Raw genomic sequence first — 18,535 nt, forward strand, 5'->3', positions numbered from 1 at the left:
GCGCTTGTGGTGATCAGTCCTGTTCCAGCTCGATATTGATACCGAGGGAGCGGATCTCCTTGATCAACACGTTGAAGGACTCGGGCATACCGGCCTTCATTTCATGATTGCCGTCCACGATGTTCTTGTACATCTGTGTCCGGCCGTTCACGTCATCGGATTTCACCGTCAGCATCTCCTGCAGCGTATACGCCGCACCGTAGGCCTCCAGCGCCCAGACTTCCATCTCACCAAACCGCTGCCCGCCGAACTGCGCCTTACCGCCCAGCGGCTGCTGGGTGACCAGCGAGTACGGCCCGGTGGAACGGGCGTGCACCTTGTCGTCGATGAGGTGGTTGAGCTTAAGCATGTACATGTAGCCCACGGTCACAGGGCGGTCAAACGCATCGCCCGTGCGCCCATCGAAGAGCGTGGTCTGACCGGACTCCGGAAGCCCCGCCTGGCGCAGCATGTACTTGATCTCATCCTCGTTGGCACCATCGAACACCGGCGTTGCCATGGGCACCCCGCCGCGAAGGTTGCCACACAGGCGAACCACCTCTTCGTCGCTGAGGTTCGCCAGGTCCACGGTCTGGCCACTGTGGTTGTAGATGGCATCCAGTTCCTGACGCAGCTCGTCCACCTTGGCCTTGGCGTCCAGCATATTGGCGAGCTTGCGCCCCAACTCCTTGGCCGCCCAGCCCAGATGGACCTCGAGCACCTGCCCCACATTCATGCGTGATGGCACACCCAGTGGGCTGAGCACCACGTCCACGGGACGGCCGTCCTTGTCGAACGGCATGTCCTCCTGGGGCACGATCATGGAGATGACGCCCTTGTTCCCGTGGCGCCCGGCCATCTTGTCACCGGCCTGGAAACGGCGCTTCACCGCCAGGTAGACCTTGACCATCTTGAGCACACCGGGAGCGAGGTCATCCCCCTGGGTGATCTTGCCCTTCTTCTCCTCGAAGTGCTGCTCGAACGCCTCCTGCTGGGACTTCAGCTGCTGCTGCACCCGCTCCAGGAGTTCGTTCGCGGACTCGTCCTTCAGACGGATCTCGAACCACTTGTCCCGATCCAGCGTCTCCAGGTATTTCTCGGAGACCTTGTTGCCGGACTTCAGGCCGTTCGGGCCGCCTTCGGCTTCCAGGCCGACAATGGCCGACTGCACGCGCTGGAAGGCGTCGTCCTCGAAGATGCGGTACTGGTCGTCCAGATCCTTGCGGATCTTCGCCAGCGCCTCGCGCTCGATGGACAGCGCACGGGAGTCCTTCTCCACGCCGTCCCGGGTGAAGACCTGCACGTCGATGACCGTGCCGTCCATGCCCGAGGACACCCGGGAGGAGGTATCCTTCACGTCCGACGCCTTCTCGCCGAAGATGGCGCGCAGGAGTTTCTCCTCCGGCGTCAGCTGGCTCTCGCCCTTGGGCGTCACCTTGCCGACCAGGATGTCACCCGCCTTCACCTCGGCCCCGATGTAGACAATACCGGCCTCGTCCAGCTTGGACAGGGCGGACTCGCCCACGTTGGGGATATCCGCGGTGATCTCCTCCGGCCCGAGTTTGGTATCCCGGGCGACGCAGGTGAGCTCCTCGATGTGGATCGTGGTGTAACGATCCTCCTGAACCACCCGCTCGGAGATGAGGATGGAGTCCTCGAAGTTGTAACCGTTCCAGGGCATGAAGGCGATGAGCATGTTCTGCCCCAGCGCCAGCTCGCCCATGTCCGTGCTCGGGCCGTCGGCCAGCACGTCACCGGTGGCCACCACGTCACCCACGTTCACCAGCGATTTCTGGTTGATGCAGGTGTTCTGGTTCGAGCGCGTGTACTTGGTGAGGTTGTAGATATCCACACCCGGCTCGCCCGGCGCCGTCTCGTCGTCGTTGACACGGATGACGGCCCGCGCGGCGTCCACGGACTCGACCACTCCGCCCCGGCGCGCCACCACGGTGACACCGGAGTCGGTGGCCACGGCACGTTCCATGCCGGTCCCCACCAGCGGCTTCTCGCCCCGCAGCGTCGGCACCGCCTGGCGCTGCATGTTGGCGCCCATGAGCGCGCGGTTGGCGTCGTCGTGCTCCAGGAACGGCACCAGCGCCGCGGCCACGGAGACGGTCTGCTTCGGCGACACGTCCATGTACTGGATCTTGTCCGGCGTGGACATGCCGAATTCGTTCTGGTGCCGGATCGAGATCAGGTCGTCCGCCAGGTTGCCGTTCTCGTCCAGCCGGGCGTTGGCCTGGGCGATGATGTAGCGCGACTCCTCGATCGCCGACAGGTAGTCCACCTGGGACGTGACCTGTCCGTCCACCACCCGCCGGTACGGCGTCTCCAGGAAGCCGTAACGGTTGGTGCGGGCGTAGCACGCCAGCGAGTTGATCAGACCGATGTTCGGCCCTTCCGGCGTCTCGATCGGGCAGACCCGGCCGTAGTGGGTCGGATGCACGTCGCGGACTTCGAAGCCGGCGCGCTCACGTGTGAGACCACCCGGCCCGAGAGCGGAGACCCGGCGCTTGTGGGTCACCTCGGAGAGCGGATTGTTCTGGTCCATGAACTGCGACAGCTGGGAGGAGCCAAAGAACTCCTTGATCGCCGCCGCCACCGGCTTGGCATTGATCAGTTCCTGGGGCATCAGCCCCTCGCTCTCGGCCAGGCTCAGCCGCTCGCGCACCGCGCGCTCCACACGCACCAGGCCGACCCGGAAGACATTCTCCGCCATCTCGCCAACGGAGCGGATGCGGCGGTTCCCCAGGTGGTCGATGTCATCGACCGTGTCCTTGCCGTTGCGGATGTCGATCATCGCCTTGAGCACGTCGATGATGTCGTCGTTGCTCAGGGTGCCCGAACCGGTCACTTCGTCGCGACCGACCCGGAGATTGAACTTCATCCGGCCCACGGCGGAGAGGTCGTACCGGTCTTCCGAGAAGAACAGGTTCTGGAACAGGCTCTCGGCGGCATCCTTCGTCGGCGGCTCGCCGGGCCGCATCATGCGGTAGATCTCGACCAGCGATTCCAGCTGCGTGCGCGTGGTATCGATCCGCAGCGTGTTGGACACGTACGGCCCCTGGTCCAGGTCGTTCACGAACAGGGTATCGATCTTCTTGATACCGGCATCGCGCATGGCCTGGATGCTGTCGGGCGTCAGCTCGGCGTTGGCTTCGGCAATCACTTCGCCGGTGGAGGCGTCGACCACGTCATGGGCCAGAATGCGGCCTTCCAGGTACTCTTCCGGCACCGTGAGCTGCTTCATTTCCGCCTTTTCCATTTGGCGGATGTGCCGCGCGGTTACGCGCCGCCCCTGCTCCACCAGCACCTCGCCGTTGAGCTCGATGGGGAACTGGGCGGTCTCGCCACGCAGCCGCTCCGGGACCAGGTCCAGGACCACGCTGTCCGTCTTGAAGTGGAACGTGTTCTTTTCGAAGAAGAGATCCAGGATCTCTTCCGGGCCGTAGCCCAGCGCGCGCAGCAGAATGGTCGCCGGCAGCTTCCGGCGACGGTCGATGCGCACGAAGATGTTGTCCTTGGGATCGAACTCGAAATCGAGCCAGGAGCCGCGATAGGGAATCACCCGCGCGGAGAACAGCAGCTTGCCCGAAGAGTGCGTCTTGCCCTTGTCGTGGTCGAAGAACACACCGGGCGAGCGGTGCAGCTGGTTGACGATGACGCGCTCGGTGCCGTTCACCACGAACGTGCCGTTCTCGGTCATGAGCGGCAGTTCGCCCATGTAGACTTCCTGCTCCTTGACGTCCTTGACCGTCTTGGCGTCCTTGTCATAAATGACGAGACGCACCAGGGCGCGCAGCGGCGCCGCGTAGGTCATGCCGCGGAGCTGGCACTCCTTGACGTCGAACACGGGCGTACCGATACGGTAGTTCACGTACTCCAACGCCGCGGAGCCCGAATAGCTGCTGATCGGAAACACGGAACGGAACGCGGCATGCAGACCGCCTTCGTCACGCTGATCCGGGTTGGAGTCCAGTTGCAGGAACTGGTGATAGGAATCCAGCTGCGTCGCTAGAAGATAGGGGACCTCCAGAATATTGGGGATCTTGCCGAAATCCTTGCGGATACGCTTCTTTTCGGTGAACGAATAGGCCATCGAGGTTCCTCACCCATGTTCGTCCGGGGAACGAGACAGTTGTTTAAACTTCCGCACTCAGGCCACAACGGCCGAAGCACGTAACTTTAAACCCGCTCGGACATCCGGTTGTCCCAGAAACGGGAAAAGGCCGGCGGCCACTGGGCCACCAGCCGATCCCGATCACAGCTTGCTAACGCTCTCTGCCGTCAAGTCTTACTTGATCTCGACGGAAGCGCCAGCCTCTTCCAGCTTGCTCTTCATCTCTTCGGCTTCGTCCTTGCTCGCGCCTTCCTTGAGCGGGGACGGAGCGCCTTCGACGACTTCCTTGGCTTCCTTCAGGCCCAGGCCGGTGATGCCGCGAACGGCCTTGATCACGCCGACCTTGTTGTCACCGAAGCTGCTCAGGATGACGTCGAACTCGGTCTTCTCTTCGGCGGCTTCAGCTTCACCACCACCAGCGGCGGCAGGCGCAGCGGCCACGGCGGCAGCAGCAGTGACGCCGAACTTCTCTTCCATCGCCTCGATGAGATCAACGATCTCGAGGACGCTCATGTTACCGATCGTCTCGAGGATGTCCTCTTTGGAAACGGCCATTTTGAAACTCCTGCGTTTAAACGGTCAGATCAGCCCCTTCGGGCTTTGACTGCGTAATGAAAGAATCAGACGAAAACCGGAAGTCGATCAGCCCGCCTCTTTGGCGTCGCGAACAGCGGCCAGGGTCCGCACCAGTTTGCCGGGCACCTCGTTCAAGGTGGTTGCCAGCTTCTGGGTCGGCGCCTTCATGGTCGCCATCAGCTTGCTGATAGCCTCGTCGCGCGTGGGCAGGCTCGCCAGACGCTCCAGTTCGGAGGCCGGGTAGACTGAACCACTGATGGAGACGAACTTCGGAACAAGCTTGTTGTTCTCCTTGGCGTAGGACTTCACCAGCCGCGCTGCAGAACCCGGATCCTCCTGGGAGAATGCGAGCATCAGCGGACCGGAGAACTCCTCCGTCATGCATTCGAAGTCCGTCCCTTCAACAGCCCGACGCGCAATCGAGTTCTTGACCACCCGAAGGTAGACCCCCTGATTGCGTGCCTGGGCGCGCAGGCTGTCCATCTCGGTCGCCTTGATACCGCGGTACTCCGCAGCAACGGCCGAGTGGGCCGATTGGGCGACCGCATTGACTTCCGCGGTCATCGCCTTTTTCTGTTCCAGACTCATTGGCATTGGGAATGTCCTCCTGGAACCTGGCCATGACCCCCGACAACGACACGTTGCCGAGGCGCGTGTGAGCCGGATAATCCGGCTCGCCCCTTTCGGGGTTGAACGGTCGCCTTCCGCAGCATTGATCTGCCCGGGGCTGCACCGTCTACGCTGGCCGACCACCGGGGTGATCGATTAAGCGGCCGGAGCCGCGCCAAGCGGTCTCTGACGGCTGCCGCTTTCCGACAGCCTCAAGACACCGCGCGGGCGATGGCAGCGCCATCACCCGATGCGGATCTGGTTCAGGTGCTCAGCGACGACAGATCCAGGGCAATCCCCGGACCCATGGTGGACGCCACTGTCACCTTCTTCATGTAAATGCCCTTGGCAGCCGCCGGCTTGGCCTTGTTCAGGTCGGAGACCAGCGCTTCCAGGTTCTCGCGCAGCTGCTGGGGCGTAAAGTCAATCTTGCCGATACCGGCATGGATGATGCCTTTCTTGTCGGTGCGATACCGCACCTGACCGGCCTTGGCGTTCTTCACCGCCGCGGCCACATCCTGAGCAACCGTCCCGACTTTCGGGTTCGGCATGAGACCGCGCGGGCCGAGAATCGTTCCCAGCTTGCCCACGGTACCCATGGTATCAGGGCTGGCAATGACCACGTTGAAGTCCAGGTCTCCGCCCTTGATCTGTTCGGCAAGGTCGTCCATGCCGACCACGTCGGCCCCGGCTTCCTTCGCGGCTTCGGCCTTGTCGCCCTGGGCGAAGACCGCAACCCGCACGCTCTTGCCGGTGCCGTTGGGCAGTACGGTGGAACCGCGCACGATCTGATCGGACTTCCGCGGATCAACACCCAGGTTCACCGCCACTTCAACCGTCTCCGAGAAGCGAGGCGCCGGCAGATCCTTCAGCAGTGCAAACGCATCTTCGGCAGGGTACAGCTTGCCGCGCTCGACCTTCTCGGCGAACACTTTCTGGCGCTTGGTCAGCTTAGCCATTATTCGACCCCCTCAACCTCGAGACCCATGCTCCGCGCACTACCGGCGATGGTGCGAACGGCCGCATCCATGTCGGAGGCGGACAGGTCCGGCTCCTTGGTGCGTGCAATCTCCTCGAGCTGCTCACGCGTCACCGTGCCGACCTTGTTCTTGTTCGGCACACCGGAACCACTCTTGATGCCGGCCGCCTTCTTGAGAAGGATCGCCGCCGGCGGGGTCTTGGTGATGAACGTGAAGCTGCGGTCGGAGTAGACCGTAATCACCACGGGAATCGGCAGGCCCGGCTCCATCTCCTGGGTCTGGGCGTTGAACGCCTTACAGAACTCCATGATGTTCACGCCGTGCTGACCCAGCGCGGGGCCGACGGGCGGCGACGGGTTGGCCTGACCGGCCTTCACTTGCAGCTTGATGTAAGCTGAAACCTTCTTGGCCATGAAAGCCTCCTGATGTGGGTGCGAACGCCTTTTCGGCTCCCCGGTTCAAATACGCAACGCCGGAACGGGTGAACCCGATCCGGCGCTCTACCCGAGCGTCAGGCTCAGGTTTTCTCGACCTGATCGAAGCCCAACTCCACCGGCGTGGAGCGACCGAAGATCAGGACGGCCACCCGCAGGCGGCTCTTTTCGTAGTTCACTTCTTCCACGGCGCCGTTGAAATCGGTGAACGGACCATCGATGACCCGCACGACCTCGCCCACCTCGAACAGCACCTTCGGACGCGGCTTCTCAACGCCTTCCTGCACCCGGTTGAGGATCTGATCGGCTTCGCGATCGGAAATCGGCGCCGGCCGATCACTGCGCCCGCCAATGAACCCCATGACCCTAGGCACTTCCTTCACCAGGTGCCAGGTCTCGTCGTCCATTTCCATGCGAACCAGCACGTAACCGGGGAAGAACTTCCGCTCACTGCGGCGCTTCTGCCCGCCGCGAATCTCGACCACCTCTTCGGTGGGCACGAGAATGTCACCGAACTTCTCTTCCAGACCGGCGCGCTTGACGCGCTCTTCAATGGCCTGCTTGACCTTGTTTTCGAACCCGGAATAGGCGTGAACCACATACCAGCGCATCGTCATGCCCTCAGCCTCCCGGATTGAGCAGCTGCTGGACAGCCCAAAGGAAGAACATGTCCATCAGCCATAGAAAGATTGCCACCAGGACCACAACAATCAGCACGATGATCGTCGTCTGCACGGTCTCCTGCCGGGTCGGCCAGACCACCTTGCGCACCTCGGTGCGGGAATCCTGCATGAACCGCCAGAGATTCGCGCCCGGGTTGGTGGTAACCGCAATACCCACGGCGACCGCGCCAACGGCAAGAATGCCAAGCACCCGGAACAGCTGCGGCTGATCCTCGTAGATGTAGAAGCCGAAGATCCCGGCCCCGAGGATCACGAGCGCTGCCACCAGCTTGATGGTGTCAGCCGGCGAGTTTTCGGTGTTTGACTTGGACTTCATCGGTTCCGTGGGACTCCGATCGGGAAGCGCCTTGACGGCGACACGCCCTGCCATCCTGTTGAGTGGCAGGCCAGGAGGGACTCGAACCCCCAACCTGCGGTTTTGGAGACCGCTGCTCTGCCAATTGAGCTACTGGCCTGTTGAACGTTGCTACACGGAACCCAAGCAGCCAAGGCGCGAGCGGGTCATGCCCGTCTCGCGCCCTGTAGTCTACCTGATTGTTCCGCGTTACGCAGGCTCCGATCAGTCGATGATCTTGGAGACCACGCCGGCACCGACGGTGCGGCCGCCTTCGCGGATGGCAAAACGCAGACCGTCTTCCATCGCGATCGGAGCAATCAGCGACACCGTCATCTGCACGTTGTCACCCGGCATCACCATCTCCGTACCCGACGGCAGCTCGCAAGAACCCGTCACGTCCGTCGTACGGAAGTAAAACTGCGGACGATACCCGTTGAAGAACGGCGTGTGACGACCACCCTCGTCCTTCGACAGAATGTACACCTCGCACTCGAACTTCGTGTGCGGCGTGATCGAACCCGGCTTGCACAGCACCTGACCACGCTCGACATCATCACGCTTCGTGCCACGCAGCAGCGCACCAATGTTGTCACCCGCCTCGCCCTGGTCCAGCAGCTTGCGGAACATCTCAACACCCGTGCAAACCGTCTTCACCGTCGGGCGAATGCCAACGATCTCGACTTCCTCGCCGGTCTTCACAACACCACGCTCAACACGACCCGTCACCACCGTGCCGCGACCCGAAATCGAGAACACGTCCTCGATCGGCATCAGGAACGGCTGATCCACCGGACGGTCCGGCGTCGGAATGAACGCGTCCATCGCCTCGACCAGCTTCACGATCGACGGCGCGCCAATCTCCGAGGTGTCACCCTCCAGCGCCTTCAGCGCCGAACCCGTGATGATCGGCGTGTCGTCGCCCGGGAAATCGTACTGGCTCAGCAGATCACGAACCTCCATCTCCACGAGCTCCAGCAGCTCCGGATCGTCGACCATGTCCGCCTTGTTCAGATACACCACAATGAACGGAACACCAACCTGGCGACTCAGCAGAATGTGCTCGCGCGTCTGCGGCATCGGACCGTCCGCCGCCGACACCACCAGAATCGCACCGTCCATCTGCGCCGCACCCGTGATCATGTTCTTCACATAGTCCGCGTGACCCGGGCAGTCCACGTGCGCATAGTGACGCTCGCTCGACTCGTACTCCACGTGCGCCGTCGCAATCGTGATACCACGCGCCTTCTCCTCCGGCGCATTGTCAATCTGGTCAAACGCGCGAACGTCACCACCAGACTGCTCACCCATCACCTTCGTCATGGCTGCAGTCAGCGTCGTCTTACCATGGTCAACGTGACCAATCGTTCCCACGTTGCAGTGCGGCTTACTACGCTCAAACTTGCTCTTGGACATGGAGATCTCCCGGACTTTCCTTTGCTTCGCCAGGAACCGCAGCCACGGTTCGTCACGGACACGCTTCTACCAACTAATGGAGCCCATAGGCGGATTTGAACCGCCGACCTCTCCCTTACCAAGGGAGTGCTCTACCTCTGAGCTATATGGGCCCTGTTCAACTCTCGCGGCGCCGGCAGTGCAACGCCTTCTTTCTGGAGCGGGTGATGGGAATCGAACCCACATCATCAGCTTGGAAGGCTGAGGTTCTACCGTTGAACTACACCCGCGAGCTACATGAGTGGCGGCGCGCATCGCTGCCGGACACCCGAAACTCCCTGAACGAGCAATAGGCACCGACCGAAGGTCAGTGCCCCGTACCGCCACCGGGCGGCCGCTCCGTGCCGGCGCTTCGAGCGCCCTGCACTCTCGAATTTGGTGGAGGGGGGAGGATTCGAACCTCCGAAGGCTGTGCCAGCAGATTTACAGTCTGCCCCCTTTGGCCGCTCGGGAACCCCTCCTGATTTTGGAGCGCGGTACTTTGCGCCAGAAGCAGCGTCGCTGTCAACTACCGAACATCGCCAAGCAGTAAATGCTGCGCTGCAAGCGCGGAAGTATAGACAATACAGCGCAGGTACGCGAGGGGCGTCAGTAGCTGGGGCAGGTTGTCGCCCGCTCCCCGCATTGCGGGGGCCATACACGCTCCCCATAATGACGTCTGGTCACGACAACCAACGCGGGGGAAGGGCGTGAGCGCATCGTCTGTTCTGGTCACCGGGGGGGCCGGGTACATCGGCAGCCACGTCACGCGGCAGCTCGTGCAGCGCGGCGAACGGGTCATCGTGCTGGACAACCTCTCCACCGGCTTTCGCGAAGCCGTGGAGGGCGCGGAGCTGGTGGTCGGGGATACCGGTGATGCCGGACTGGTCAACGATCTCATGCAGCACTACGCCGTCGGCACGCTGATGCACTTCGCGGCCCACACCGTCGTACCGGAGTCCGTCGCCGATCCGCTGAAATACTACCGCAACAACACCAACAGCAGCCGCATCCTGCTGGAAGCCTGTGTTGCCAACGGCGTGAGACAGGTGGTGTTCTCGTCCACCGCCGCGGTCTACGGCGAGGCGTCTGGCGATACCGTGGCGGAGGACAGCCCGCTCAACCCCATCAACCCTTACGGGCGCTCAAAGCTGGCCACGGAATGGGTGCTGGAGGACCTGGCCACCGCCGGTGAACTGGAGCACCTCACCCTTCGCTACTTCAACGTCGCCGGCTGCGCACCGGACGGGCGCATCGGGCAGTCCACACCTAACGCCACCCTGCTGATCAAGGTCGCCGCGGAGGCAGCAGTCGGCGTGCGCAACGGGATGCGTGTGTTCGGTACCGACTACCCCACGCCGGACGGCACCTGCGTTCGCGATTTCATCCACGTGGAGGACCTGGCCGACGCTCATGTACTGGCCCTGGATCATCTGCGTGGTGGCGGCAGATCGCTTACCCTGAACTGTGGCTACGGCCATGGCTACAGCGTGCGGGACGTACTGACAACGGTCGAACGAGTTGCTGGCGCTCCGCTGAACACCACCTATACCAACCGACGCCCCGGGGATCCGGCACGACTCGTGGCCAACGCGGATCGTATCCGACGGCACCTCGCCTGGACGCCGAAGTACGACGACCTGGAGACCATCGTGCGAACGGCCATCGCATGGGAGCGAAACCGCCGGTATTGAATCGGACGCGGTGTTGCCGGGACTACCGTCATACGGTGCGACAAGCCAATCAACAGTGACCTGTCCCGCCGCTCCTCACAAGAGCAGAAACGGCCGGGGCAGCCTGCGGAACAGGTCACACTCCCTGCCTGATCGCCCCCTCGCCACCGGTGCGACCGACCAGGGTCGGCCACACCAGACGGCCGGAACCGGAGCGCAGGCGATTACGCGATGCGATCCTCGATCATCGGCGCAGGCCCCCGACGCTCGCCCCGCACCGGTCGACGCGGATCCGACCGCCCAGCGTCCGCCTCGACCAACTGCCCTGCCAAACGGGCCAGCGCAGTCCCCTCGGCCTTTACTCCGGACCACAAGGCATCCAGGCTGGCCATGACCGGCTGACGAGCACCGCGGTGATTGATGACCGGGCCGATGGGCTGAAAATGAATGCCAACGCGGGTGAAAAAACGGATCAGCGCAGCATTCAGCAGCGCCGTCCAGTGCGTCACGCCGGACTCCCAACTCTGCCGGAACAGCAACGCCACCAGCCCCATTGTCACGTGACGGGAGCTGACCATTACGGACTGCTGCTGGCTCATTAATGTCGAAAAGGTACGGGTGACGGCAAAACGGGACACCTCGGCAATGCGACAGGACGGGTTCAACTGGCGGGTGCGAGCGAGTTGCTGCTCGACACTGCGCGACCCATGGGTTCGTATCGGCAATCCGTGGCCGTCGTCGAACACCAGTCGGGACGTCCCGACAGTGGTCCCGTCTGATCGATTGCGGACAAGCACGTGTGTGGCTGCGTCGTCATACTCATCGGTTTCCATGTGATCAGGAAAACGCGAGTAATCCTCATAGCCACGCTCAAGACAGTACACCTGGTAACGCAGACGAAGCGCATCCTGGACGGCGCCGGGATCCTGCGCACACTGGGCAAGCAGCGATTCATGGTAGATCGCGGAAAGATTGTTCATTGTGGTACCCCCCACGGAAAAGGACACCGACGGCTACCCTATGGCGCCAAGGCGCCGCCATCGGCCAGTACCCCGCTCGCATCGCGCGCGCGCGAAGTCAACCGGCTAAAGCAATTTTTGCGCCAGGGTCGTAAGTTGTTGTTTTTGGAATGGTCATTCTGGCGAATCCGTTTCGCCGCTCCGAGGGAGGCGATCAAACTGTAATCACACAGCGACACTCCCGGCCGCCGCTTCCCGCATGAAACCCTCTCGATCCCAGGCATGGCACCGCCCCCGGGAATGTCGTTGAAAAGCAACATGCAGGGGGCACGTCGCGGACGGACTCGGCGGTGCCGCGATCAGGACGTGCGCCTCTCCCTTTCAGCAGTGGACCCGTATCGAGTATCCTTTGCCTGCCTTGCCTGCGTCGGCATCCACGCTGGTCTCCGCGCTTGTATTCCCCTGCGGACCGGGGCACGTTAAACGATCAACCAACCGGACAGGTTGCCCACATACCGTGCGCATGAACGCCCGCAACTACCTTGCTCTTGCCGTCGTTGCCGGCATGACCCCGTTGTTTTTCATCGATCTCGGCGCATGGCGACAGGTCTTCGCCCCGGAGATCCACATCTTCGGCCATCTCCTGTATTTCGCGCTCCTGGGTTGGCTCATACTCCAGGCACCGGTACTGCAGCGATACAGTTTTGCCAAACGCGGCATCGCGGTGTTGGCCATTGCCCTGCTGCTTGGCGCCAGCATCGAGCTTGTTCAGCCGCTTTTCGATCGCACGGCCGGGTTCCGCGACGTCTGGCAGAACGTCCTGGGCGCCGCCATCGCGGTCGCGCTGGCGGCGCCGGCCGGCGCCAAGCGGCGAAGCATCGGCGGCCTCGTGGCAGTGGTGCTCTTCCTCGAGCTGCAGGCACCGGTGACCTCACTATGGGATCGTGGCGTTGCTCGACTGCAGTTCCCGGTGCTCTCGGATTTCAGCACGGCGTTCGAGCACCGCCGCTGGTCCAGGGGACAGCAGGATGACGGTGTTACCCGGGGGGGGCACGGCTCGCTCCGCGTCGACCTTCCGCCGGCGCGCTTCGCTGGCACAACCATGCGACGCTCCCTGGGCGACTGGTCCGACTTCGAGGCCCTGAGTCTGAGCATATACAACGCGGAGCCCGTGCCCCTGATCGTCACGGTGTCCATCCGCGATGACATCCATCTCAGTCGCGGGGGGGCCTACGATGATCGTTTCAACCGGCGCTTTCAGCTCCTTCCGGGCTGGAACGACATCCGCATTCCGGTCGAGGACGTCCAGCAGGCCCCATCCGAGCGCACCATGAGACTGAATCGCATCGTGGAGCTGGCCATCTTCACCACGAATCTGGAGCAGCCGCACAGGCTCTACCTGGATACCGTGCAACTCACGGACTCGTGACCGCCGCCTGGCGCCGTTGGGCGTAAGGCCGCCACGCGACCATCGCCACCCCCCAGAAGGCAACGCACAACAGTGGATCGGTGATTTCCGCCGTACGCGAGGCAATCCAGATCTGCGCGATTTCAATCCCGGCCACCATGACCGCAGGAAGCAATAGCGCCGTGACACGGCTCTGGCTTGCCTCCAGGGTCAACCACACCAGGCTGCCGTAGAGAAAGAGCTTTTCGATGAGGCTCAGCAGATTCACGGTCATGTTGCCGTGCAGAAACCCCTGGAACGGTAACCATAGAAACGCCCCCTGCGCTAACTCGAACGGGCGCAGCCCCTGGACCACGAGCATGGCAAGCAACAGCAGGATCACGGGCTCGATCGGCCGGCGGAAACCGTAGCGCAACCCGGTCCATACCAGCAGGGCCGCCGCCGCACCCATCACATTGTGCAGGACAAGGGGATTGGCCGTGATGCCGACCTGTGCAACGACAACGCCCGGAATCACCAGCCAGAGCCACCACCACGACAGCCGACACTGCTCCCACAGACAGGCAAAGACGATCCACGCCACCGCGTTATGGAAGGCATCCAGTGGGCGCAGCTCCGGCTCAAGCAACAGCGGCCGCAACCCGTCCTTGATGGAAAACACATCGACACTCGGCACAAACGGAAACCACCGATACGCCACCCAGCAGAGCATCAGCAGAAACGGCAGGGCCAGTGCCTGGCGGGCGTGCCGTCCCGTGTGGGTCATCAGCGCGTGCACGCCCGGCAGGCGGGCAATGGTCGCACCCGCCACCGTGCCAACCATGTTGATCGCACCATCAGCAAAGGTCGGCACCCGACCGGGCAACCACAGCTGTGCCACCTGCAGCCCGAAAGCGATCACGGCGGCAGACAGGTAGAGCAACAGCCAGCGGGGCAGCCAGTGCCATGCGGCCAGCGCCACGGCGCCGAACAACCCATACGGCACGAACAGCAGGACATTCGTGAGCACATTGACGGGGCGGAATTCGCCGCGCCAGTCGGTGAGCAACACCTCGGCCGCATCGGATAACGCCATGGGCGCGAACTCGAACCGGAACGGATACAGCGACCCGTAAATGATCCCCACGGCACTGAACAACAACAGCAGGCGTGCCGTTCCGTAGCCCGCCGGCACGCCAACGGCGTCACTGCCCCCCTGTGGGGAACTGGCCACGGACCCACTAGCCATGTCGCCCGGCTCCCTGTTCCTTCACCGCGTCCGCCGCGTCATCACGGGGGGCCAGGAACGCCTTGTAGAACAGATGACGCAGCAACAGGAGTGGCGGCATCTTTATCCAGTGTGAACGCCACAACAGGGCCAGGCGGCTGATGGCATGCCGCACCGGGCGCCTGCTGGTAAAACGGTGGCTGGCCGCATGCAGGAACACCCAGTCCAGGGCCCACTGCCGGAGGCGCCCTGGCGCCTGTGCCGACAGCGCACTGATCACGCGGCCGGGTACGCGCGTGCCCAACAGGTGCCTGGAGCAGCGCAGCGCATGGTGCACGTAAACCGACACGGCTAGGGCGTCCGCCTCATCAAGCAGGGCGTCCCAGAAGAGCTCCCCCTGTTCGGCACTGAACCCCTTGACCAGACAGTGGAAATCGTAAAGGTCACGGATCGCGGTCTCCCACTCACCATCGGAAAACAGGTGCACGGCACAATGGATCGCCATGTGATGCGGTGCCAGAACGCTCGCACCGGAGCCGTCGCCCAGGGGGCGCGCCTGGGCCAGCAGCCTGGTTGCATCCGGCTGCCTGCGTACGGTCTCGGGCAGGATATTGTGGTGGACGTCCAGTGTGCTGCCGCGGCGCATGTGCTCCATGGGTGGCAGCTCGTGCATCCATTCCCGATAGTAGCGCTGATCATAGGCCGTGAGATGGGTGGTCATCCAGCCCATCCAGCGCAGCGCCGTTTCCGCGCGGTCGATCTCGGCGCGCGGAACCAGGATGTCCACGTCATTACACAAACGGCCCGGCGCGTTGGGGGTCTGCGCCGCCACGTAGGCGGCTCCCTTGAGCAGCGCGGGCTGCATCTTCACCCACCCCAGCTCGCGCTGCAGACAGCGCAGCTCCCACAGTATGGCCTCGGCGTTACGCTCAGCGGCCATGCGGCCGCCCCAGAGGTGGCCGCGCACGGGCTCGGGCACGGACTCCAGCCCCCCGTGCGTCTCCGCCAGATGGCATACGGTGCCCAGCAGGGAAGCCTCCCGCGCCTGGACCAGCACCCGCGCCCACTGCCTCAGTGACAGCGCAGCCAGCCGGGCTGGCTGCGCCAGACAGGACGCCAGCAGATCAGGCGGAGGGAGGCTCCATGGCATTGAACGTGGCAACGGCTTCGTCCAGGCGGCTGTAGGTGAAGTCATAGCATACGCTGCGCTCGATCAGGTCCGCCGTGCGTCGGAAACCCAGCCGGCCAAGCACCGTGTAATTGAAGGCGTTCCGGGCCAGTTCCATGAAAGCCGAGGTGCGTACCCGTGGCGTCAGCCGTGTTTCCGCACCAGGCTCGAATCGGGGGAAAACGACCCAGGCGGGCCGCACGGGGGCCAGTGCCCGGTCCACGCTGGCGCGGGGTGGACGCAAGTGGGCCACCGTGCCCTTGAGTGTATCGTGGCAGGGGTCGCTGACGAATGCGTCAGGGGCAAATGACCGAATCACCTCGATCGACGCGTTCTTCAGGCTGACAGGCCGCGCCAGGCCCGTCAGCGTGCCGGCTTCCACGTCCACTATGGCAAGCTCGTCCGACAGCAGGCGCCAGCCACTGGCCACCAGTCCGGCACATAAGGTGCTTTTTCCGGAGCCGGGTGGTGCCGGCAGAATCAGCGCCCGGTCCTCCCGTGCAACAACCGCCGCATGGAACAGCAAATGGTGTTTCACGTTGGCGGTCACACACCAGTTGAGCCCCCATTCGAGCATCGGGAACGCCTGATGGAATGCCAGCGGCTTGAAGACACTGCGGCCCTCGGAGAGGAACAGAACCTGCGGCCGGAACCAGCGCCGGGGCGTGCGGGGCGCTCTGACCTGGACGTGAAAATCGGCCCAGTCGGCGTCAGGCTCGACACGGACATCTCCATACAGGTCTGCCAGACCGCGCGCCACGCTCGCAACAGGGCTGCGGATTCGGGTGCTGAACGGTCCGGTGACCAGCGTGACGCCCTCCGGCCCGGCAAGCCTGTGGCGCAACTGCGCCTCGGGGATCTCCGCGAGCCTCACGACGCCGGCTGCTCCACAAGTCCGAGCCGCCGGAAATCCTGCAGCACGGCGGCCACGTCATCCACTGACACGGGCTCGTCATCCACCGCGCCGTGTCGCATCAAGGGCAGCACCGTCTCCGCATCCAGCCCGGCGGTGTGGCCTTCGAGCACCGCGAGCACGTTCGTGGCAAACCGATCCAGACGGTGCGTATCGCCACTGGCGGGCAGAAACACCACGGCCTCGCCGTCCATCTGACGCCAGAGCACAGCCGGGTCGAGAACGAAACGCTGATCGGGACGAGCCATGTCACCCATGTATCACTGTCGGCGCAGGCAAAGCTGGTGCGCCGCGCCTACGGCCCCCAGCTCTGCTGCCCTTCATACGTGGCCTCGAAGAACCGCCGAACCTGCTCCGGCGTCATTGGCTCCGGAAGATAGGGGTTGATGTAGTCTTCGCCCAGTAGCGCGGCGCTGAACATCGCCTCCACCTCGGTGAGGGTCAGCGGAATGCGATTATCAGCCGCATTGAGCAGCGCGGCAACACCGTGCCAGCCCAGAGAGCCTTCGTCTTCGTAGAGCACTTCCAGCAGGCTCTTCGATCGGTACTCGTCGTCCTTCCAGTATCCGAAGCCACCACCTTCCCCGCCGGAGAATGAGTCCCAGAAAAGGCTGTCGCCCTGCTCATAGTAGACACCATTGGTGCACGGTTCCGTTCCGCCACCGGTAGCGCCACTGCTGTCGAGGCAGCTGCCGCGCTGAAACTGCGCCGGCCAGTAGACATGCGTGCGCCAGTAACCGGGAGTCAGCCCGCCACAGCTGTCGAGCTCAGGGTGCAGGGACGTGTTACCGGACACCCACCCCGAAGGCGTGCAATTGGCAGCCGCACGGAGAGGCTGAGCATGCAAACTCATGATCACGGAGGCCGATACGGCGGCGACACCAAACCGGCGGCGTGACAGGCTTCGCGGCCCGTCCGATCCGCTCACGGGACTCGGGTGGGGCGCATCGCCCTGGCGATGATTATCCGGAAGCCTGTTGTCATCCATACCCCACCCTCGTACTCGTTATTCGGGTTATTCGACGGAATCCGCAAACGCGACCCCTGGTGGCGTCAGCGCCGCCCGCTGAAGACCTTGCAAGACTCCTGCCGCGACCAGAGTAACGCCCTATGCCTTTGATTATGAATCTATATAACAGATTGCTACATTGAACAAGCGAAACATCGGCCATCAACTGTCAAGCTTCCCGACAGGGGCGCTTCGCCCTCAGAATGAACGAGTGGCTCAGCGTCGAACCCAGCGGCGGCGCAGCGCGCATCAGCATGCGCGCCGGGCGACTCTCCACGAGGCCAGCCAGCGGCTGTAGCGAACCCGGAACAATGGGCAGCCACTCCAGCGCCGTTATCTCGAGCCCCGCGGCCTGCGCCGCCCGTCGAAAGGCCTGCGGGTGGTCATAGCGGAGATGGGCTGGCTGGCGGCGCCGGCGCCGGCGCCACTCGGACAGGATCGTGGGGGCGCAGCGGGCATTCAGCGCATCCACCCAGAGTTCCCCTCCCGGCCGGAGCACACGGAACAACTCGGTCAGGGCCGGCGTCGGGTCGGACAATGCCTGCATGACCCCAAAACACAGAATGCCATCCGCCTGGCCATCCCGCAGGGGTAGTCTGCGGATGTCGGCCGACGCCCAACCGAGCGCACTCCCGCCGCCCCGCTGGGCGGCCTTCTTCAGCGACGGCAGCGCGTAATCCAGCCCCACCGGTTCATGGCCATGGGCGTGCAGGAGCCGCGTGTACGTGCCGGCGCCACAACCGATATCGAGCCACAGGCCTGGTTCCCGTTGCTGCGCTTCCCACAGCGCGCGGAACTGGCGCACGCGCGCCTGCAGCCCCGTGGGGGTCCACCCGGCAATGCCGGCATCATCATCCAGCCGCGCACCGCGTTCGCTGAAGCGCTGCCGCCAGCGTTGTTCGAATTCAGGCTGCGGCAATGGGCCTCCTGTGGTCATCGCCCAGGTAACGATTATATTAACGATACACCACACCACGACGGGCCGTCGTCCGGCATGGCGAGCCCCGTTGGCAGGTGTGCACAGGAGGGCGGCCAGCGGGAGGTGCGAA

The 18,535-nt window shown here is 63.5% G+C and carries 17 protein-coding genes and 4 tRNA genes; 2 read left to right on the forward strand and 19 right to left on the reverse strand.

The window, feature by feature from the left end; all coding sequences use genetic code 11:
- Positions 1-13 precede the first annotated feature (13 nt).
- The 12 genes from rpoB to ACNSTU_RS12790 form a co-directional block, all read right to left on the reverse strand.
- Positions 14-4,078, reverse strand: coding sequence for a DNA-directed RNA polymerase subunit beta (gene rpoB / locus ACNSTU_RS12735; RefSeq protein WP_290637278.1), 4,065 nt, complete (start codon positions 4,076-4,078; stop codon positions 14-16).
- Positions 4,079-4,273: 195 nt separating this feature from the next.
- Positions 4,274-4,654 (reverse strand): 50S ribosomal protein L7/L12, encoded by a 381-nt coding sequence (gene rplL, locus ACNSTU_RS12740; protein WP_091646570.1) that lies wholly within the window; start codon positions 4,652-4,654, stop codon positions 4,274-4,276.
- 87 nt (positions 4,655-4,741) lie between these two features.
- Positions 4,742-5,269, reverse strand: coding sequence for a 50S ribosomal protein L10 (gene rplJ / locus ACNSTU_RS12745; RefSeq protein ID WP_290637279.1), 528 nt, complete (start codon positions 5,267-5,269; stop codon positions 4,742-4,744).
- Between the two features lie 278 nt (positions 5,270-5,547).
- Positions 5,548-6,243 carry a 50S ribosomal protein L1 gene (gene rplA, locus ACNSTU_RS12750; RefSeq protein WP_290637281.1) on the reverse strand — a complete coding sequence of 232 codons (696 nt, stop codon included), beginning with the start codon at positions 6,241-6,243 and terminating at the stop codon, positions 5,548-5,550.
- Complete coding sequence (gene rplK / locus ACNSTU_RS12755; RefSeq protein WP_290637282.1) at positions 6,243-6,677, reverse strand: 50S ribosomal protein L11; 435 nt, start codon at positions 6,675-6,677, stop codon at positions 6,243-6,245. Before rplK ends, rplA begins: the two co-directional genes overlap by 1 nt.
- Before the next feature lie 104 nt (positions 6,678-6,781).
- Complete coding sequence (gene nusG, locus ACNSTU_RS12760) at positions 6,782-7,315, reverse strand: transcription termination/antitermination protein NusG (RefSeq protein ID WP_290637284.1); 534 nt, start codon at positions 7,313-7,315, stop codon at positions 6,782-6,784.
- Positions 7,316-7,319: 4 nt separating this feature from the next.
- Positions 7,320-7,697, reverse strand: a complete 378-nt coding sequence (secE, locus tag ACNSTU_RS12765; protein ID WP_290637286.1) for a preprotein translocase subunit SecE — start codon at positions 7,695-7,697, stop codon at positions 7,320-7,322.
- Between the two features lie 63 nt (positions 7,698-7,760).
- Positions 7,761-7,836 (reverse strand) — tRNA-Trp (locus tag ACNSTU_RS12770).
- A 104-nt stretch (positions 7,837-7,940) separates the two neighbouring features.
- Positions 7,941-9,131: an elongation factor Tu gene (gene tuf / locus ACNSTU_RS12775; RefSeq protein ID WP_418212437.1), complete on the reverse strand. Its 1,191-nt coding sequence runs from the start codon at positions 9,129-9,131 to the stop codon at positions 7,941-7,943.
- A 77-nt stretch (positions 9,132-9,208) separates the two neighbouring features.
- Positions 9,209-9,283: transfer RNA gene (locus tag ACNSTU_RS12780), tRNA-Thr, on the reverse strand.
- Positions 9,284-9,326: 43 nt separating this feature from the next.
- Positions 9,327-9,400 (reverse strand) — tRNA-Gly (locus ACNSTU_RS12785).
- Between the two features lie 146 nt (positions 9,401-9,546).
- A tRNA-Tyr gene (locus tag ACNSTU_RS12790) sits at positions 9,547-9,631 on the reverse strand.
- A 228-nt stretch (positions 9,632-9,859) separates the two neighbouring features.
- On the opposite strand from ACNSTU_RS12790, the gene galE reads away from it, so the two are divergent.
- Positions 9,860-10,843 (forward strand): UDP-glucose 4-epimerase GalE, encoded by a 984-nt coding sequence (galE, locus tag ACNSTU_RS12795; RefSeq protein WP_418212438.1) that lies wholly within the window; start codon positions 9,860-9,862, stop codon positions 10,841-10,843.
- Positions 10,844-11,046: 203 nt separating this feature from the next.
- Here galE and ACNSTU_RS12800 read toward each other — a convergent pair whose 3' ends face one another.
- Positions 11,047-11,829, reverse strand: a complete 783-nt coding sequence (locus ACNSTU_RS12800; RefSeq protein WP_418212439.1) for a PEP-CTERM/exosortase system-associated acyltransferase — start codon at positions 11,827-11,829, stop codon at positions 11,047-11,049.
- 475 nt (positions 11,830-12,304) lie between these two features.
- Here ACNSTU_RS12800 and ACNSTU_RS12805 point away from each other — a divergent pair, with 475 nt between their 5' ends.
- Entirely contained in the window at positions 12,305-13,210 is a 906-nt protein-coding gene (locus ACNSTU_RS12805) for a VanZ family protein (RefSeq protein WP_290633270.1), read from the forward strand.
- Here ACNSTU_RS12805 and ACNSTU_RS12810 read toward each other — a convergent pair.
- The 6 genes from ACNSTU_RS12810 to ACNSTU_RS12835 form a co-directional block, all read right to left on the reverse strand.
- Complete coding sequence (locus ACNSTU_RS12810; RefSeq protein WP_290633264.1) at positions 13,197-14,417, reverse strand: VanZ family protein; 1,221 nt, start codon at positions 14,415-14,417, stop codon at positions 13,197-13,199. The two genes, ACNSTU_RS12805 and ACNSTU_RS12810, sit on opposite strands and share 14 nt — an antisense overlap.
- Entirely contained in the window at positions 14,410-15,546 is a 1,137-nt protein-coding gene (locus tag ACNSTU_RS12815) for a nucleotidyltransferase family protein (protein ID WP_290633262.1), read from the reverse strand. Before ACNSTU_RS12815 ends, ACNSTU_RS12810 begins: the two co-directional genes overlap by 8 nt.
- Positions 15,521-16,438 carry an HprK-related kinase A gene (locus ACNSTU_RS12820; protein ID WP_290633260.1) on the reverse strand — a complete coding sequence of 306 codons (918 nt, stop codon included), beginning with the start codon at positions 16,436-16,438 and terminating at the stop codon, positions 15,521-15,523. Before ACNSTU_RS12820 ends, ACNSTU_RS12815 begins: the two co-directional genes overlap by 26 nt.
- A complete protein-coding gene (locus ACNSTU_RS12825; RefSeq protein WP_290636962.1) occupies positions 16,435-16,734 on the reverse strand; it encodes an HPr-rel-A system PqqD family peptide chaperone in 300 nt (99 codons plus the stop codon). Before ACNSTU_RS12825 ends, ACNSTU_RS12820 begins: the two co-directional genes overlap by 4 nt.
- Positions 16,735-16,772: 38 nt before the next feature.
- Positions 16,773-17,273: a hypothetical protein gene (locus tag ACNSTU_RS12830; RefSeq protein ID WP_290633256.1), complete on the reverse strand. Its 501-nt coding sequence runs from the start codon at positions 17,271-17,273 to the stop codon at positions 16,773-16,775.
- Positions 17,274-17,655: 382 nt separating this feature from the next.
- A complete protein-coding gene (locus tag ACNSTU_RS12835; RefSeq protein WP_418212440.1) occupies positions 17,656-18,423 on the reverse strand; it encodes a class I SAM-dependent methyltransferase in 768 nt (255 codons plus the stop codon).
- Positions 18,424-18,535 lie beyond the last annotated feature (112 nt).

The sequence above is a fragment of the Aquisalimonas sp. APHAB1-3 genome (assembly GCF_048323695.1).
In the GTDB taxonomy this organism is placed as follows: Bacteria; Pseudomonadota; Gammaproteobacteria; order Nitrococcales; family Aquisalimonadaceae; genus Aquisalimonas.

Excerpts from the sequence above, each read along its gene's own strand:
- rpoB (WP_290637278.1), bottom strand. The coding sequence starts at position 4,078 with ATGGCCTATTCGTTCACCGAAAAGAAGCGTATCCGCAAGGATTTCGGC.
- rplL (WP_091646570.1), bottom strand. The coding sequence starts at position 4,654 with ATGGCCGTTTCCAAAGAGGACATCCTCGAGACGATCGGTAACATGAGC.
- rplJ (WP_290637279.1), bottom strand. The coding sequence starts at position 5,269 with ATGCCAATGAGTCTGGAACAGAAAAAGGCGATGACCGCGGAAGTCAAT.
- rplA (WP_290637281.1), bottom strand. The coding sequence starts at position 6,243 with ATGGCTAAGCTGACCAAGCGCCAGAAAGTGTTCGCCGAGAAGGTCGAG.
- rplK (WP_290637282.1), bottom strand. The coding sequence starts at position 6,677 with ATGGCCAAGAAGGTTTCAGCTTACATCAAGCTGCAAGTGAAGGCCGGT.
- nusG (WP_290637284.1), bottom strand. The coding sequence starts at position 7,315 with ATGACGATGCGCTGGTATGTGGTTCACGCCTATTCCGGGTTCGAAAAC.
- secE (WP_290637286.1), bottom strand. The coding sequence starts at position 7,697 with ATGAAGTCCAAGTCAAACACCGAAAACTCGCCGGCTGACACCATCAAG.
- tuf (WP_418212437.1), bottom strand. The coding sequence starts at position 9,131 with ATGTCCAAGAGCAAGTTTGAGCGTAGTAAGCCGCACTGCAACGTGGGA.
- ACNSTU_RS12805 (WP_290633270.1), top strand. The coding sequence starts at position 12,305 with ATGAACGCCCGCAACTACCTTGCTCTTGCCGTCGTTGCCGGCATGACC.
- ACNSTU_RS12810 (WP_290633264.1), bottom strand. The coding sequence starts at position 14,417 with ATGGCTAGTGGGTCCGTGGCCAGTTCCCCACAGGGGGGCAGTGACGCC.
- ACNSTU_RS12815 (WP_290633262.1), bottom strand. The coding sequence starts at position 15,546 with ATGCCATGGAGCCTCCCTCCGCCTGATCTGCTGGCGTCCTGTCTGGCG.
- ACNSTU_RS12825 (WP_290636962.1), bottom strand. The coding sequence starts at position 16,734 with ATGGGTGACATGGCTCGTCCCGATCAGCGTTTCGTTCTCGACCCGGCT.
- ACNSTU_RS12835 (WP_418212440.1), bottom strand. The coding sequence starts at position 18,423 with ATGACCACAGGAGGCCCATTGCCGCAGCCTGAATTCGAACAACGCTGG.